General features: G+C 67.5%; 12 protein-coding genes. 9 read left to right on the forward strand and 3 right to left on the reverse strand.

All coding sequences use genetic code 11. From position 1 onward, the window contains the following. Positions 1–2: 2 nt before the first annotated feature. Both AXYL_RS28015 and AXYL_RS28020 read right to left on the reverse strand, forming a co-directional pair. A complete protein-coding gene (locus AXYL_RS28015) occupies positions 3–1,586 on the reverse strand; it encodes an EAL domain-containing protein (protein WP_013396256.1) in 1,584 nt (527 codons plus the stop codon). Positions 1,587–1,682: 96 nt separating this feature from the next. Next, on the reverse strand, positions 1,683–2,300 hold the full coding sequence (locus tag AXYL_RS28020; RefSeq protein ID WP_013396257.1) for a TetR/AcrR family transcriptional regulator: 618 nt from the start codon (positions 2,298–2,300) through the stop codon (positions 1,683–1,685). A gap of 198 nt (positions 2,301–2,498) precedes the next feature. On the opposite strand from AXYL_RS28020, the gene AXYL_RS28025 reads away from it, so the two are divergent. Genes AXYL_RS28025 through phbB form a run of 6 tightly spaced genes read left to right on the forward strand, consistent with a single transcriptional unit; the run spans position 2,499 to position 10,193 of the window. Continuing rightward, entirely contained in the window at positions 2,499–3,983 is a 1,485-nt protein-coding gene (locus tag AXYL_RS28025) for an efflux transporter outer membrane subunit (protein WP_013396258.1), read from the forward strand. A 21-nt stretch (positions 3,984–4,004) separates the two neighbouring features. Further along, positions 4,005–5,072 carry an HlyD family secretion protein gene (locus AXYL_RS28030; protein WP_013396259.1) on the forward strand — a complete coding sequence of 356 codons (1,068 nt, stop codon included), beginning with the start codon at positions 4,005–4,007 and terminating at the stop codon, positions 5,070–5,072. Beyond that, a complete protein-coding gene (gene rbbA, locus AXYL_RS28035; protein ID WP_013396260.1) occupies positions 5,072–7,816 on the forward strand; it encodes a ribosome-associated ATPase/putative transporter RbbA in 2,745 nt (914 codons plus the stop codon). Before AXYL_RS28030 ends, rbbA begins: the two co-directional genes overlap by 1 nt. Before the next feature lies 1 nt (position 7,817). Further along, on the forward strand, positions 7,818–8,942 hold the full coding sequence (locus tag AXYL_RS28040) for an ABC transporter permease (protein ID WP_013396261.1): 1,125 nt from the start codon (positions 7,818–7,820) through the stop codon (positions 8,940–8,942). Between the two features lie 47 nt (positions 8,943–8,989). After that, positions 8,990–9,457: a hypothetical protein gene (locus tag AXYL_RS28045; RefSeq protein ID WP_013396262.1), complete on the forward strand. Its 468-nt coding sequence runs from the start codon at positions 8,990–8,992 to the stop codon at positions 9,455–9,457. After that, a complete protein-coding gene (gene phbB / locus AXYL_RS28050; protein ID WP_013396263.1) occupies positions 9,447–10,193 on the forward strand; it encodes an acetoacetyl-CoA reductase in 747 nt (248 codons plus the stop codon). Before AXYL_RS28045 ends, phbB begins: the two co-directional genes overlap by 11 nt. A 22-nt stretch (positions 10,194–10,215) precedes the next feature. Here phbB and AXYL_RS28055 read toward each other — a convergent pair whose 3' ends face one another. Continuing rightward, on the reverse strand, positions 10,216–11,112 hold the full coding sequence (locus AXYL_RS28055) for a LysR family transcriptional regulator (RefSeq protein WP_013396264.1): 897 nt from the start codon (positions 11,110–11,112) through the stop codon (positions 10,216–10,218). Between the two features lie 138 nt (positions 11,113–11,250). Here AXYL_RS28055 and AXYL_RS28060 point away from each other — a divergent pair, with 138 nt between their 5' ends. The 3 genes from AXYL_RS28060 to AXYL_RS28070 all read left to right on the forward strand — a co-directional run bounded on the left by AXYL_RS28060 (position 11,251) and on the right by AXYL_RS28070 (position 14,585). Further along, a complete protein-coding gene (locus AXYL_RS28060) occupies positions 11,251–11,868 on the forward strand; it encodes a nitroreductase family protein (RefSeq protein WP_013396265.1) in 618 nt (205 codons plus the stop codon). Positions 11,869–11,886: 18 nt separating this feature from the next. Continuing rightward, positions 11,887–12,765: an EamA family transporter gene (locus AXYL_RS28065; RefSeq protein WP_013396266.1), complete on the forward strand. Its 879-nt coding sequence runs from the start codon at positions 11,887–11,889 to the stop codon at positions 12,763–12,765. A gap of 383 nt (positions 12,766–13,148) precedes the next feature. Beyond that, positions 13,149–14,585, forward strand: coding sequence for a cytochrome ubiquinol oxidase subunit I (locus AXYL_RS28070; RefSeq protein WP_013396267.1), 1,437 nt, complete (start codon positions 13,149–13,151; stop codon positions 14,583–14,585). Positions 14,586–14,588 lie beyond the last annotated feature (3 nt).

Raw genomic sequence — 14,588 nt, forward strand, 5'->3', positions numbered from 1 at the left:
GACTAAACCGCGCCGGGCTGTTCATGCCCGGCGTACCAGCGCACCAACTCGGCCGACGGCATGGGCCGCGCAAACAGATAGCCCTGGATGAACGCCACGCCGCGCGCCTTCAGGTAGTCGAACTGATACGGCGTTTCCACGCCCTCCGCCACCACCGACAGCCCCAGGCGATGCGCCAGCGTGATGATGGCGTCCAGCACCGGCGCCTCTTCGCCCGCGGGTCCGATGGCCTGCACGAAGCCCTGGTCGACTTTCAGGTAATCGACCGGAAACTTCTGCAGATAAGACAGCGAACAGTGGCCGGTGCCGAAGTCGTCGATCGCCACACGCACGCCCTGCGCGCGCAGGGCGTCGATATTGCGCCGGGCCTGGCCGTTGTCCGCGATCAGGCTGCGTTCGGTGATCTCCAGCACCACCAGCGGCTGCCGCGCCGCGACCTGATCCACGAAAGCCTGGACGTCAGGCAACAGTTCCGCGCTCGACAGGTGCTCGGCCGCGATGTTCACGCCGATGTGGAAGTCCGGCGGCGTGGGCCACGAGCCCATGTCGCGTTCGATCAACTTGAGCAGGTGCTGGGTCAGGGGGATGATCATGCCCCCGGCCTCGGCCTCGGCGATGAAGACGTCCGGACGCACCGGCCCGATGCCCGGCCGTTCCCAGCGCATCAGCGCCTCCACGCCCTCGCAGCGGCCCGTGGCCTGGCTATAGACCGGCTGGTAATGCACCTGGAACTCGTTGGCCCGCATGGCGCGGCGCAACTGCTCCTTGAACGACCGCCTGCTGGCTTGCAGGCGGTGCGTGCCCACCGCCAGTCCCAGCCCGAGCAGCAGCGCCACCGGCAGGTACGTCGCCATCGAGCGCGACCATGCGCGCACCAGGGTTTCGGGCGGAGCCAGCACGCTGACCCTCAGGCCGGCCGCGCTGTCCTCGCGCGCGTCCTCCTCGCGCAACGGCACCGCGCGCGCCGCCGCGCCGCCCCAGGAGTCGCTGCGGATCGGCGCGCCATGTTTGCCGACGACCAGTTCCAATTGCAGGTCGTCCATGGTGGCGACCGCGTTCACCAGGTCCTGCGCGTAGCGGCCGTCCACCACCACGATGCCGCTGCTGGCGCCGTCCGCGCTGGACTTGCCCAACAGAATGGCCGGACGGTCGGGCGCCAGCGGCGTGCCGGCCACGGACGTCTGCCATTGCGGCGACGACACGTCGACCTTCCATTTGCCGAAATCGTCGAGCGATGCGTCCACCGCTCCCACGGCCGATGAGCAATACACGCGCTTGTCGCGGACCAGGACCAGGGAACGGAAGTACGGGTTCAAGGTGCCCCAGCGCTGCAGCACAGGCAACACCTCGGCGCAGGGCTTGCCCGCAAGCTCCGTCACCCGCCCCAACATGTCCTGGGACTGCGCGAGGATGCTCTCGGCCTGGGCGCGCACGATGCGCGCCGCGGTCTCGCCTTCGAGCCGCTGCGCGCTGTGGGCCAGCAGCCAGGTCCAGCCGATGCAGGCCAGGATGGGCAGAATCAATGCCAGGGCCACCGGCAGATAACGCCAGGATGGGGTGTCGCCTGTCACTCCCGATGTCGCCATGTCACCTCGCCGCGTAGGTCGTGCATGGCCGCCGCGCGACCAGTCTGGATAGGACACCAAGCAGGGCGTAGCGTCAAGAAACTCTGCGCCCGTCCATCATGCCGATCCCTGCCGCAGAAGTTCGCAGATCAGCGCCACATGCGCCTGGCGCCGCTCGGGCAGGTCGATGCGCTCGCCTGGCCCCATCAGCACGGACATGACCAGGGTGTGCACGATGGGCGACAACAGCAGCCAGGGATGCTCGAGCGCCACGCAATCCGCGCACAGGCCGCGGGCCCGCGCGCGCTCCAGCAGCCGCGCGATGTCGGTCTGGTGAGCCTCCGCGGTCTCCTGCCGCCAGCGCGCGGCCAGGTGCGGCACGCGGCCGCTTTCGGCCAGCAGCAGCCGCATGGTGCTGATCATGGCCGGATTGCCCAGGCTGACATAGAGATGATTGACGATGCGTTCGGCCAGATGGCGCGGCGACTCGGCGCCGTCCACCACCGCGGCCACGTCGAGGCGCGAGGGGCTGAGGTGACGCGCCAGCAAGGCCTCGAAGACAGCTTCCTTGCTGTCGAAATGCGCATAAAGCCCGCCCTTGGACAGGCCCGCCCGCAGCGCGATGTCATCCATCCTGGCGCCGGCATAGCCCGCCTGCGAAAACTCCTGGAGCGCGGCGTCGAGGATCTGCCCGACCCGCACCGCTGGAGGAAGACGACGGCGCTGCATGACCATCTCTCTGCTCCCTGTGCATGTGCGGTTCATTAAAAACCGACCAGTCAGTCGTTACTTTGATCCTGATCAAGGAATGCCCAGCCGCCGCACTGCACAATAGCTGCAAGCATGAACCCGGTGCCGGGTCCGCCCCGAAGGCGGCGCCACAAGCCTGCCTGCCCAGGGACGCGCCCGGCCCACGCGCTGGAGAGACCCCGCATGACACGCCGCCCGTTTCCGGCCACGATCGCCGCGCGCTTCGTTCCCGCAGCCTTGCTGACGCTGCTGGCCAGCGGCTGCGTTTCCATGGCGCCCGATTACAACCGCCCCGCCCTGCCCGTGCCCGCCGCCTATATGGCCCCGGGTTCCGAAGCGACCGCAGCCAGCGCCGCCGCGGCGGCCGAGATCGGCTGGCGCACTTACTTCCCGGACCCGGCGCTGCAAACGCTGATATCCAGCGCCCTGGCCAACAACCGCGATCTGCGCCGCGCCCTGCTGCGCGTGGAAGAAGCGCGCGCGCTGTATGGCATACAGCGCGCCGACCAGTTCCCCACCATAGGCGTGCAGGCGGACGGGTCCCGCGCCCGCGTGCCGGGCGACCTGAACCTGACGGGGCAGCCGCTGGTTTCCAGCCAATATCAGGTGGGCCTGGGCATGGCCAGCTGGGAACTGGACTTCTGGGGCCGCGTGCGCAGCCTGAAGGACGCCGCATTACAGAACTACCTGGCCTCCGACGCCGCCGCGCGGGCCGCCACGCTGAGCCTGATCGCGGAAGTGGCGGACAGCTACCTGTCCCTGCGCGAACTGGATGAACGCCTGGCGCTGACGCGCGAGACCATCGCTTCGCGCGAAGAGTCGCTGCGCATCTTCCGCCGCCGTTTCGAAGAAGGTGCGATCTCCAAGCTGGACCTGACCCAGGTCGAGACGCTATGGCAGCAGGCCAAGGCGCTGGGCGCGGACCTGGAACAGACCCGCGCTGCTCAAGCCAATGCGCTGGAATTGCTGGTGGGCGCGCCCCTGAACCTGCCCAGGTTGCCTACACACCTGGACGATGATTCCGTCATGCGCGAACTACCGGCCGGCCTGCCCTCGGACCTGCTGGTCAACCGCCCCGACATCGTCGCCGCCGAGCACCAGCTCAAGGCCGCCAACGCCAACATCGGCGCGGCCCGCGCTGCCTTCCTGCCCACCATCACCTTGACCGGCGCCTTCGGCACCGCCAGCAGCGAGCTGGACGGCCTGTTCTCGGGCGGCAGCCGCGCCTGGAATTTCGCGCCCAGCATCAGCCTGCCGATCTTCGACGCCGGCCGCCGTTCTTCCAACCTGGACCTGACCGAAGCGCGCCGCGACCAGGCCGTGGCCGCCTACGAACAAACCATACAGACCGCCTTCAAGGACGTGTCCGACGCACTGTCCGCCCGTTACTGGCTGGCTGAGCAGGTCGACGTGCTGCGCGCCACCGTGGCGGCGCAGAGCGAGCGCGCCCGCCTGGCGCAGCTGCGCTACGACCATGGCGCCTCGCCCTATTTGGAGGTGCTGGACGCGCAGCGCGACCTGTTGGCGGCCCAGCAGAAGCTCGCGCAGACACGCCGTGCGCTGCTGTCCAGCCGGGTCCGGCTGTATGCGGCGCTGGGCGGCGGCACGCAAGCGCCCGCCGGGCCCCAGACCGCAGCCGCCGCCGCGCAAGACGCCAGCCCCCGATAAACCAAGAACCAAGGATCCCAAATGCGTCTGCCTACAAAAAAACTGGTCCCTGTCCTGATCGCGCTGGCGGTCGCCGCTGGCGGCTACTACGGCTGGCGGCTGTTGTCCGACAGCGGTCCGGGCGAAGGCTTCATCAGCGGCAATGGCCGCATCGAAGCCACCGAAATCGACGTGGCCGCCAAGCTGGCCGGCCGCGTGCAGGAGGTGCTGGCGGTCGAGGGCGACTTCGTCACCGCTGGACAGCCGCTGGCGCGCATGCAGATCGACACCTTGCAGGCGCAGCGCGAGGAAGCCCGCGCCCAACACCAGCAGGCCGTCAACGGCGCGGCCAGCGCCAGCGCGCAAGTGGCGCAGCGCGAAAGCGACAAGCTGGCCGCCGAGGCCGTGGTGGTGCAGCGCGAAAGCGAGCTGGACGCCGCGCGCCGCCGCCTGGCGCGCTCCGAGACGCTGTCCAAGGAAGGCGCCTCGTCCATCCAGGAGCTGGACGACGACCGCGCCCGCGTGCGCAGCGCGCAAGCCTCGGTGCATGCCGCCCGCGCGCAGGTCAAGGCCGCGCAAGCCGCCATCGACGCCGCGCGCGCCGCCGAGATCGGCGCGCAATCGGCCGTCACCGCCGCGCTGGCCACCATCGCCCGCATCGAAGCCGACATCGCCGACAGCGAGCTGCGCGCGCCGCGCGACGGCCGCGTGCAATACCGCGTGGCACAGCCCGGCGAAGTGCTGGGCGCAGGGGGCAAGGTGCTGAACATGGTGGACCTGTCCGACGTCTACATGACGTTCTTCCTGCCCGAGCAGGCGGCTGGCCGCGTGGCGTTGGGCCAGGACGTGCGCATCGTCCTCGACGCCGCGCCGCAATACGTCATTCCCGCCCAGGTGTCCTTCGTGGCCAGCACCGCGCAGTTCACGCCCAAGACGGTGGAGACCGCCAGCGAACGGCAAAAGCTGATGTTCCGCGTCAAGGCCCAGATCAGCCCCGAGCTGCTGCAGCGCCACCTGAAGCAGGTCAAGACCGGCCTGCCGGGCGTGGCCTGGCTGAAGCTCGACGCCGATGCGCAATGGCCCGCCAACCTTGAAGTCAAGGTGCCCTGATGGACTCCCCGGACACCGCCCCCGTGGTGACGCTGTCCGGCGTCAGCCTGCGCTACGGCAAGACGGTGGCGCTGGACGGCATCACGCTGGACATTCCTGCGGGACGCATGGTCGGGCTGATCGGCCCGGACGGCGTGGGCAAGTCCAGCCTGCTGGCCTTGATCGCCGGTTCGCGCGCCGTGCAGGAAGGCCGCGTGGACGTGCTGAACGGCGACATGGCCAGCCGCCGCCACCGCGACGCCGTCTGCCCGCGCATCGCCTACATGCCGCAGGGCCTGGGCAAGAACCTCTACCCCGCGCTGTCGGTCGAAGAAAACCTGCAATTCTTCGGCCGCCTGTTCGGCCATGACGAGGCCGAGCGCCGCCGGCGCATCGACAGCCTGACCCGCAGCACTGGCATGTCGGCCTTCCTGTCGCGTCCCGCCGGCAAACTGTCGGGCGGAATGAAGCAGAAGCTGGGCCTGTGCTGCGCCCTGATCCATGATCCCGACCTGCTGATCCTGGACGAGCCCACCACCGGCGTGGACCCGCTGGCGCGCGCGCAGTTCTGGGACCTGATCAACCAGATCCGCCGCGAACGCAGCGGCATGAGCGTGATCGTGGCCACGGCCTACATGGACGAGGCGCAACGCTTCGACTGGCTGATCGCCATGGACGAAGGCCGGGTGCTGGCCACGGGCACGCCCGCCGAACTGCAACAACGCACCGGTGCGGATTCGCTGGAAGCCGCTTTCATCGCGCTGCTGCCGGAAGAAAAGCGCCGCGGCCACAAGCCGGTGGAGATCATGCCGCTGGCCATCGACGACGACGCCGAGATCGCCATCGAGGCGCGCGACCTGACCATGCGCTTTGGCGACTTCGTCGCGGTGGATCACGTCAACTTCCGCATCCGCAAGGGCGAAATCTTCGGCTTCCTGGGCTCCAACGGCTGCGGCAAGTCCACCACCATGAAAATGCTGACGGGCCTGCTGCCCGCCAGCGAGGGCCAGGCCTGGCTGTTCGGCGCCGAGGTCGATCCCCGCAACATCGATACGCGCCGCCGCGTGGGCTATATGTCGCAGGCGTTCTCGCTGTATGGGGAACTGACCGTAAAGCAGAACCTGGTGCTGCATGCGCGCCTGTTCCACGTGCCGGAGTCCGAAATCCCGGCGCGCGTGGACGAGATGGCGCAGCGTTTCGACCTGGGCGAGGCGCTGGACACCTTGCCCGAGAACCTGCCCATGGGCGTGCGCCAGCGGCTATCGCTGGCCGTGGCCATGGTGCACAAGCCCGAACTGCTGATCCTGGACGAGCCGACCTCGGGCGTGGACCCGGTCGCGCGCGACAATTTCTGGCGGCTGCTGATCGCGCTGGCGCGCCACGACCAGGTCACCATCTTCATTTCCACCCACTTCATGAACGAGGCGCAGCGCTGCGACCGCATGTCGCTGATGCATGCGGGCAAGGTGCTGGTGAGCGCATCGCCGGATGAGATCACGCGGATGCGCGGCGCCAAGACGCTGGAAGAAGCGTTCATCGCCTACTTGATCGATGCGGGCGCCGGCACCCAGCCGGAAGACTCGCCCGACGCAGCCGCGCCAGCCATGGAACCCGCGCCCGCCGAGGCGCCGGAACACCGCGGCTTCAGCCTGCAGCGCATGCTGAGCTACATGTGGCGCGAATCGCTGGAGCTGCGCCGCGACCCGGTGCGCGCCACGCTGGCCCTGGCCGGGTCGCTGCTGCTGATGTTCGTGATGGGATTCGGCATCAGCATGGACGTGGAGGACCTGCGCTACGCGGTCATGGACCGCGACCAGACCGGCCTGAGCCACAACTACAGCCTGAATCTTGCGGGCTCGCGCTACTTCATCGAGCACCCGCCCATCACCAGCTACGAGGAGATGGACGCACGCATGCGCAGCGGCGAATTGTCGCTGGCCATCGAGATACCGCAAGGCTTCGCCCGCGACGCGGAACGCGGCAACGGCGCGCAGATCGGCGTCTGGATCGACGGCGCCATGCCGCAGCGCGCCGAAACCATACGCGGTTACGTGCTGGGCATGCACCAGGGCTGGCTGATGCAGCAGGCGCGCGAACGTCTGGGCGCGGACGCAACCCTGCCGGTCAGCGTGGAAACGCGCTTCCGCTACAACCCGGACGTGCGCAGCCTGCCCGCCATGGTGCCCGCGGTGATCCCGCTGCTGCTCCTGATGATGCCGGCGATGCTGACCGCGCTGGCAGTGGTGCGTGAAAAGGAACTGGGCTCCATCATCAATCTGTACGTCACGCCCGTCACGCGGCTGGAATTCCTGCTGGGCAAACAGGCGCCCTACGTGGCGCTGGCCATGCTGAATTTCCTCTTGATGACGTTGCTGGCGGTGACGCTGTTCGGGGTGCCGATCACCGGCAGCTTCCTGACGCTGCTGGTGGCCGCCCTGATCTACAACGTGGTGGCCACTGCCATCGGCCTCTTGGCCTCCACCTTCACGCGCAGCCAGATCGCGGCGCTGTTCTTCACCATGATAGGCACGCTGGTGCCCGCGGTGCAGTTCGCCGGCCTGCTCAACCCGGTGTCGTCGCTGGAAGGCGCGGGCCGCCTGATCGGGCAGATCTACCCCGCCACCCACATGCTGACCATCAGCCGCGGCGTCTTCAGCAAGGCCCTGGATTTTTCCAACCTGCAAGGCTCGTTCTGGCCGCTGCTGATCGCCATTCCCGTCATCCTGGGCGCCTCGGCGCTGCTGCTGAAGAAACAGGAGACCTGAGATGCGGCACCTGGCCAATATCTACCGCCTGGGCGTGAAGGAACTGTGGAGCCTGGCGCGCGACCCGATGATGCTGATCCTGATCCTCGTGTCGTTCACGCTGATGATCTACACGGCGGCCACGGCCGTGCCGGAAACCCTGCACAACGCCCCCATCGCCGTGGTGGACGAGGACGTCTCGCCCCTGTCCGCGCGCATCACCTCGGCCTTCTATCCGCCCCACTTCACGCCGCCGGAAGTGACAACCTCGGCCGAGGCCGATGCCGGCATGGACGCGGGACGCTACACCTTCTCGGTCAACATCCCGCCGAACTTCCAGCGCGACGTGCTGGCCGGCAGGCCCGCGGAAATCCAGTTGAACGTGGACGCGACCCGCATGAGCCAGGCGTTCACGGGCAGCAGCTACATCCAGCAGATCATCAACGACGAGATCAATGAATTCGTCAAACGCTACCGCGCGCCCACCGAACTGCCGGTGGAGCTGGCCGTGCGCATGCGCTTCAACCCCAATTTGACCCAGGCCTGGTTCGGCGCGCTGATGGAGATCATCAACAACGTCACCATGCTGTCCATCATCCTGACCGGCGCAGCGCTGATCCGCGAGCGCGAGCACGGCACCATCGAGCATCTGCTGGTCATGCCGGTGACGCCGACCGAAATCATGGTCGCCAAGGTCTGGTCGATGGGGCTGGTGGTTTTGGCGTCCGCTGGGCTATCGTTGACGTTCGTGGTACGCGGCTTGCTGCAAGTGCCGATCGAAGGATCGGTGGCGCTGTTCCTGGTCGGGGCGGCGCTGCACTTGTTCGCGACGACCTCTATGGGCATATTCATGGCCACGCTTGCGCGCAGCATGCCGCAGTTCGGCATGCTTCTGGTACTAGTGCTGCTGCCCCTGCAAATGCTGTCGGGTGGCACCACGCCGCGCGAAAGCATGCCGCAGTTCGTGCAAGACATCATGCTGGCCGCCCCCACCACCCACTTCGTGGAACTCGGCCAGGCCATTCTCTACCGCGGCGCGGGCTTGAGCGTCGTGTGGCAACCCTTCCTGGCGTTGGCGCTGATCGGCTCGGTGCTGTTCGCGTTCTCGCTGACACGCTTTCGCAAGACCCTCAGCCAGATGGCGTGAGGCCTGTGTATTCGTTACCCCTTACCACTCTCTTAAAAGGACGGATGATGAAGAAGACAACTGCCTCCATGCCTCAGGGCCTCGCCAGCGCCAATGCCGCCTACTGCCAGCGCATGGCCCAACTTGCGCAGGAAAGCCAGCAGCGCTGGCTCGAACTGGGCCGCCGCCTGGCCGGCGGCAATGCCGAACAATATCTCGCCACGCTGGCGCCGCTGCAGCAGTCCGGCAACTGGCAGGAGATCGCTCCCGCGCTGGGCGAGATCACCCGCAAGCAATGGCAAAGCCAGCTTGAAGCCAGTCAGGCCATCACCCACGCGCTGCTGGAAGAACAGGCCACCCTGGCCTCTGGCATCAGCGAAGCCATGACGGGTTGGCTGAAGCAGGCCAGCGGCGGCGCCATGGGCCTGGATGCTACGCCCATGGCTCAGATCTGGACGACCCTGTCCAACCAGATGGCGTCCGCATGCTCGGCCATGCGCGACGCGAGCAAGCCGGGAGCCCACCATGACGGCTGAACGCACAGCGCTCGTCACCGGCGGGGCCGGCTGCCTGGGGCAGGCCATCGCGCAGGCCCTGCATGCAGCCGGCCACAAGGTCATCATCACCTATCACTCCAGCGAAAGCGCGGCGCGGGCCTGGGTCGACGCGGAAGCGGCTCAGGGTCGCCGCTACGCCATGTACAAGGTGGACGTGGCCGACCATGACTCATGCCAGGCGCTGGCGCGGCGCCTGGAGGAAGACGGCCACCAGATCGACATCCTGATCAACAACGCCGGTCTCACCCGCGATGCCAGCCTGCGCAAGATGAGCTACGACAACTGGACGGAGGTCCTGCGCGGCAACCTGGATTCGATGTTCAACATGACGCAGCCGCTGTGCGGCGCCATGGCCGACCGCGGTTGGGGCCGCATCGTCAACATCTCGTCCGTCAACGGCAGCAAGGGTTCGTTCGGCCAGACCAACTACGCGGCCTCCAAGGCCGGCATTCACGGCTTCACCAAATCCCTGGCGCTGGAACTGGCCAGGAAGGGCGTGACCGTGAACACCGTTTCGCCCGGCTACCTGGCGACGCGCATGGTCGAGGCGGTGCCCGAAGAGGTATTGAAGGAGAAGATCCTGCCGCAGATCCCGCTGGGCCGGCTGGGCCGTCCGGAAGAGATCGGTGCGCTGGTCGCTTTCATCTGCAGCGACGCCGCTGGATTCATGACAGGCAGCAATGTCGCCATGAACGGCGGCCAGCACATGTATTGATGCGGCGCCGGGCCGCCGCGGCTCATTCCCGCGGCGCGCCCAGTTCTTCCAGCAGGAAATCGACGAAGGCGCGCACCTTGGCCACCATGTGACGGCGCGATGGATACACCGCATAAACGTAGGTCTCGTCCGGCTGCCAGTCCTGCAGCACCGCCTGCAGCGCGCCGCTGTCCAGGTCCTGCTGCACGTATATGCGCGGTACCAGGCTGACCCCGAAGCCCGCGCGCAACGCGTCGCGCACCGCCAGGCTGGAACTCACCCGATAGCGCCCCCGCACCGGCACGCGTTCGGTCTCGCCCGCGCGCTTGAAGGTCCATTCGTCCGCGTGGCCCGACAAGGTGAACTGCACCCGCTCCATGCCGCGCAGCGCCAGGGGCGAGGCCGGGAGGCCGTGGCGCTCGAAGTAAGCCGGCGCGCCGCAAAGCACGTGGTCCAGCGTCATCAGCTTGCGCGCCACCAGGCTGGAATCCTCCAGCCTGTCGGTGCCGCGGATCGCCACGTCGTAGCCTTCCTTGACGATGTCGATGCGGCGGTCCTCCAGATTGAGGTCCAGCGATACCTGCGGATAGCGTTCCAGGAAGCGCGGCATGGCGGCGGACAACCGGACCAGGCTCAGCGACATGGGCGCGCTGACCCGCAAGGTGCCCGAAGGCGCCTGCTGCAGCGGCCCCAGCGATTGCTCGGCTTCGCCCAGGTCGTCCAGGATGCGGGCCACCTGCTCGTAGTAGCGCGCGCCGGCTTCGGTCAGGCTCATGCGGCGGGTGGTGCGGTTGAGCAGCCGCGCCGCCAGGTGGGATTCCAGTTCGGCGATGTTCTTGCTGACCGCGGCCGGCGACAAGCCCATCTGCCGCGACGCAGCCGCGAAACCGCCCCGCTCCACCACTTGCCTGAAGACTTTCAACGCCGTCAGATGATCCATTGATTATTCACCATCAGTGAATGATATTGCCATCGATTTGGATATTATCGCCAATCTACGATTCAATTAGTCTGTGGTCATGGAATCGGCGTGCATGTGATGCGCCGGCAATCTCAGCAAATCCCAAGGATGGCAGCCATGAACCACGCCCTGACCGACGCAATCGCACAACGCAATTCCGCCAACTTCTTCGATCCCGCCCGCGGCGTGGACGACGACAACATCCACACCCTGATCTCCTGGGCCACCCGCGCCCCCACCGCCTTCAATCTGCAGAACTGGCGCTTCATCGCCGTGCGCAGCCAGGACGGCAAGCGCCGCTTGCGCGAGCTGGCCTGGAACCAGCCCAAGGTGAGCGAAGCGGCGGTGACCTTCATCGTGCTGGGCGTGCTGCCCCAGGCCGCCTGGATGGCCGAGCGCCTGCAAGGCTCGGTGGACGCGGGCTTCATGCCGGCAGCCATGGTGCCGTCGTGGGAAGCCGCCGCCAGCCGCCTCTATACCGACTCGCCGCAGACCCGCCGCGACGAGGCGGTGCGCAGCGCCACCTTCGGCGCTTCCACCCTGATGCTGGCGGGACAGGCCCAGGGCCTGGCGGCCAGCCCGATGACGGGCTTCGACGCCGCCGGCGTGACCGAAGCCTTCGGCTTGCGCCAGGAAGAAGTGCCGGTCATGCTGGTCGCCATGGGCTACGCGCAGGAAGGCAATTGGCCGCAGAAGCCGCGCCGCCCCGTCAACGACGTACTCGAACTCGCCTGAGCCCTTCGGAGCATGACCATGAACCGCGGTTCCGATCTGCTGTTGACTGCCCTGGCGCCCGCCATCTGGGGCAGCACCTATGTTGTCACCACCCTGATGCTGCCGCAGGACTACCCGCTGACGGTCGCCATGCTGCGCGCCCTGCCGGCCGGCCTCCTGCTGCTGCTGGCCGTGCGCCAACTGCCCCACGGCATTTGGTGGCTACGCACGTTCATCCTGGGCGCGCTGAACTTCTCCGTCTTCTGGGCCCTGCTGTTCGTGGCGGCCTACCGCCTGCCAGGCGGCGTGGCCGCGACGCTGGGCGCGATCCAGCCGCTGGTGGTGATCCTGCTGGCGCGCAGCCTGCTGGGCACGCCCGTGCGCGGCCTGTCGGTGCTGGCGGCGCTGGGCGGCCTGGGCGGCGTGGCGCTGCTGGTGCTGACGCCCAAGGCCGCGTTGGACCCCGTGGGCATCGCGGCCGGGCTGATCAGCGCGGCCTCGATGGCCCTGGGCACGGTGCTCAGCCGCCGCTGGCAGCCGCCAGTGTCGGCGCTCACTTTCACGTCCTGGCAGCTGACGGCGGGCGGCATCCTGCTGGTGCCGCTGGCTTTCGCCGTGGAACCCGCCCTGCCGCCGCTCACTGCCCTGAACGTGGCCGGCATCGCCTACCTGGGCCTGATCGGCGCGGCGCTGACCTATGTGCTCTGGTTCCGCGGCGTGGCGCGACTGGAACCCGCGGTGGTGTCCTCGCTGGGCTTTCTCAGCCCGATCACGGCGGTGCTGCTGGGCTGGGGCCTCCTGGGCCAGCAACTGAGCGCCGCGCAGATCGCCGGCATGGCGATCGTGGTCGCCAGCGTGTGGCTGAGCCAGCGCGCACAGCGCCCGGCCGTCGCCGCGCCCGCACCTCGTCCGCTGTAATACGCCGGCACGCCGAAGGCGCCACTGGCCAGCGCCTTCGGCGTAACGGTATCCGCGGCACGCGCCTGCACCTCTTAGAGGCCATGCGCCGACGGGCGGGCTGCGCCTCCAAACCAGCGTATCAGGGGACGCACCCGCCTTTTCTGTGCTGCTTTTTTTGTAACTTCGCAAACTGGAAAACAACCGCAGCACAGATATTTTCCCTATGAACAATGGATGCAGATCCTAGAATCCATCCCAACTGATCCGCTTTTTTCTTCTTTCTCTGAATCTGTACTGATAAGGGCCGCGGCTCTAACTTCAGGGTGTAGTTCAAACACCCGTCAGTGCACGCCGTCTTGTGGCGGTTGAGGCGCGCTGGCGTAGAAGTCAGGAATACCGCCATGGATAGCGACGCGCTATTGCTTGCCCGAATACAGTTCGGCTTCACCATCTCGTTTCACATCATCTTCCCCGCCATCACCATCGGCCTGGCCAGCTACCTCGCCGTGCTGGAAGGACTGTGGCTGCGCACGCGCAACACCGTCTACCGCGACCTCTACCATTTCTGGACCAAGATCTTCGCCGTCAACTTCGGCATGGGCGTGGTGTCCGGCCTGGTGATGGCGTATCAGTTCGGCACCAACTGGAGTTTCTTCTCCGATTTCGCCGGCAGCGTGACCGGGCCCCTGTTGGCCTATGAAGTGCTGACCGCCTTCTTCCTGGAAGCCGGCTTCCTCGGCGTGATGCTGTTCGGCTGGTCGCGCGTGGGGCCGGGCCTGCATTTCTTTTCGACCGTGATGGTGGCCCTGGGCACGCTGGTGTCGGCCACCTGGATCCTGGCGTCCAACAGCTGGATGCAGACGCCCGCCGGCTACGAAATCCTGGACGGCCGCGTGGTGCCCACGGACTGGCTGGCGGTCATCTTCAACCCGTCCTTCCCCTACCGCCTGGCGCACATGGGCATCGCCGCGTTCCTGGCGACCGCGCTGATGGTGGGCGCTTCCGGCGCCTGGCACCTGCTGCGCGGAGACCGCAGCCCCGCCGTGAAGAAGATGTTCGCGATGGCGATGGGCATGCTGCTGCTGGTGGCGCCGCTGCAAGCCGTGGTCGGCGACTTCCATGGCCTGAACACGCTGAAGCACCAGCCCGCCAAGATCGCCGCCATCGAAGGCCATTGGGAAAACGAGCCCGGCGCCGGCGTGCCGTTGACGCTGTTCGGCATCCCCGACATGGAGCGCGAGGAAACGCGCTACGCGGTGAACATCCCGCGCCTGGGCAGCCTGATCCTCACGCACAGCTGGGACGGCCAGTTCCCCGGCCTGAAGTCGTATCCGCCGGAAGACCGCCCCAACGCCACGGCCGTGTTCTGGTCGTTCCGCGTGATGGCGGGCCTGGGCATGCTGATGATCGCCCTGGCAGCCTGGGCGTTGTGGTCGCGCTGGCGCGGCAAGCTGTACGAATCGCGCTGGCTGCACCGCTTTGCGCTGTGGATGGGGCCGTCCGGGCTGATCGCCATCCTGGCGGGCTGGTATGTCACGGAGATCGGCCGCCAACCCTGGGTGGTGTATGGCGTCATGCGCACCGCCGACGCGGCCACGCCGCACGGGCTGGGCGAACTGACGCTGACGCTGGCGCTGTTCGTGGTGGTGTACCTGCTGGTGTTCGGCGCCGGCGTGTCGTACATGCTGCGCCTGATCCGCATGGGTCCCAGCCCCGCCCCCGGCCACGCGCCGCTGTCGGGCGGCCCGGGCGAACCGCGCCAGCCGTCGCGGCCGCTGTCGGCCGCCTCCACCCTGGCGGGCATCGAGCCCGCGCAACGCAAGCATTCGGGAGTCTGAGGC

Origin of the sequence: Achromobacter xylosoxidans A8 (genome assembly GCF_000165835.1) — a bacterium.
GTDB lineage: Bacteria > Pseudomonadota > Gammaproteobacteria > Burkholderiales > Burkholderiaceae_B > Achromobacter > Achromobacter xylosoxidans_B.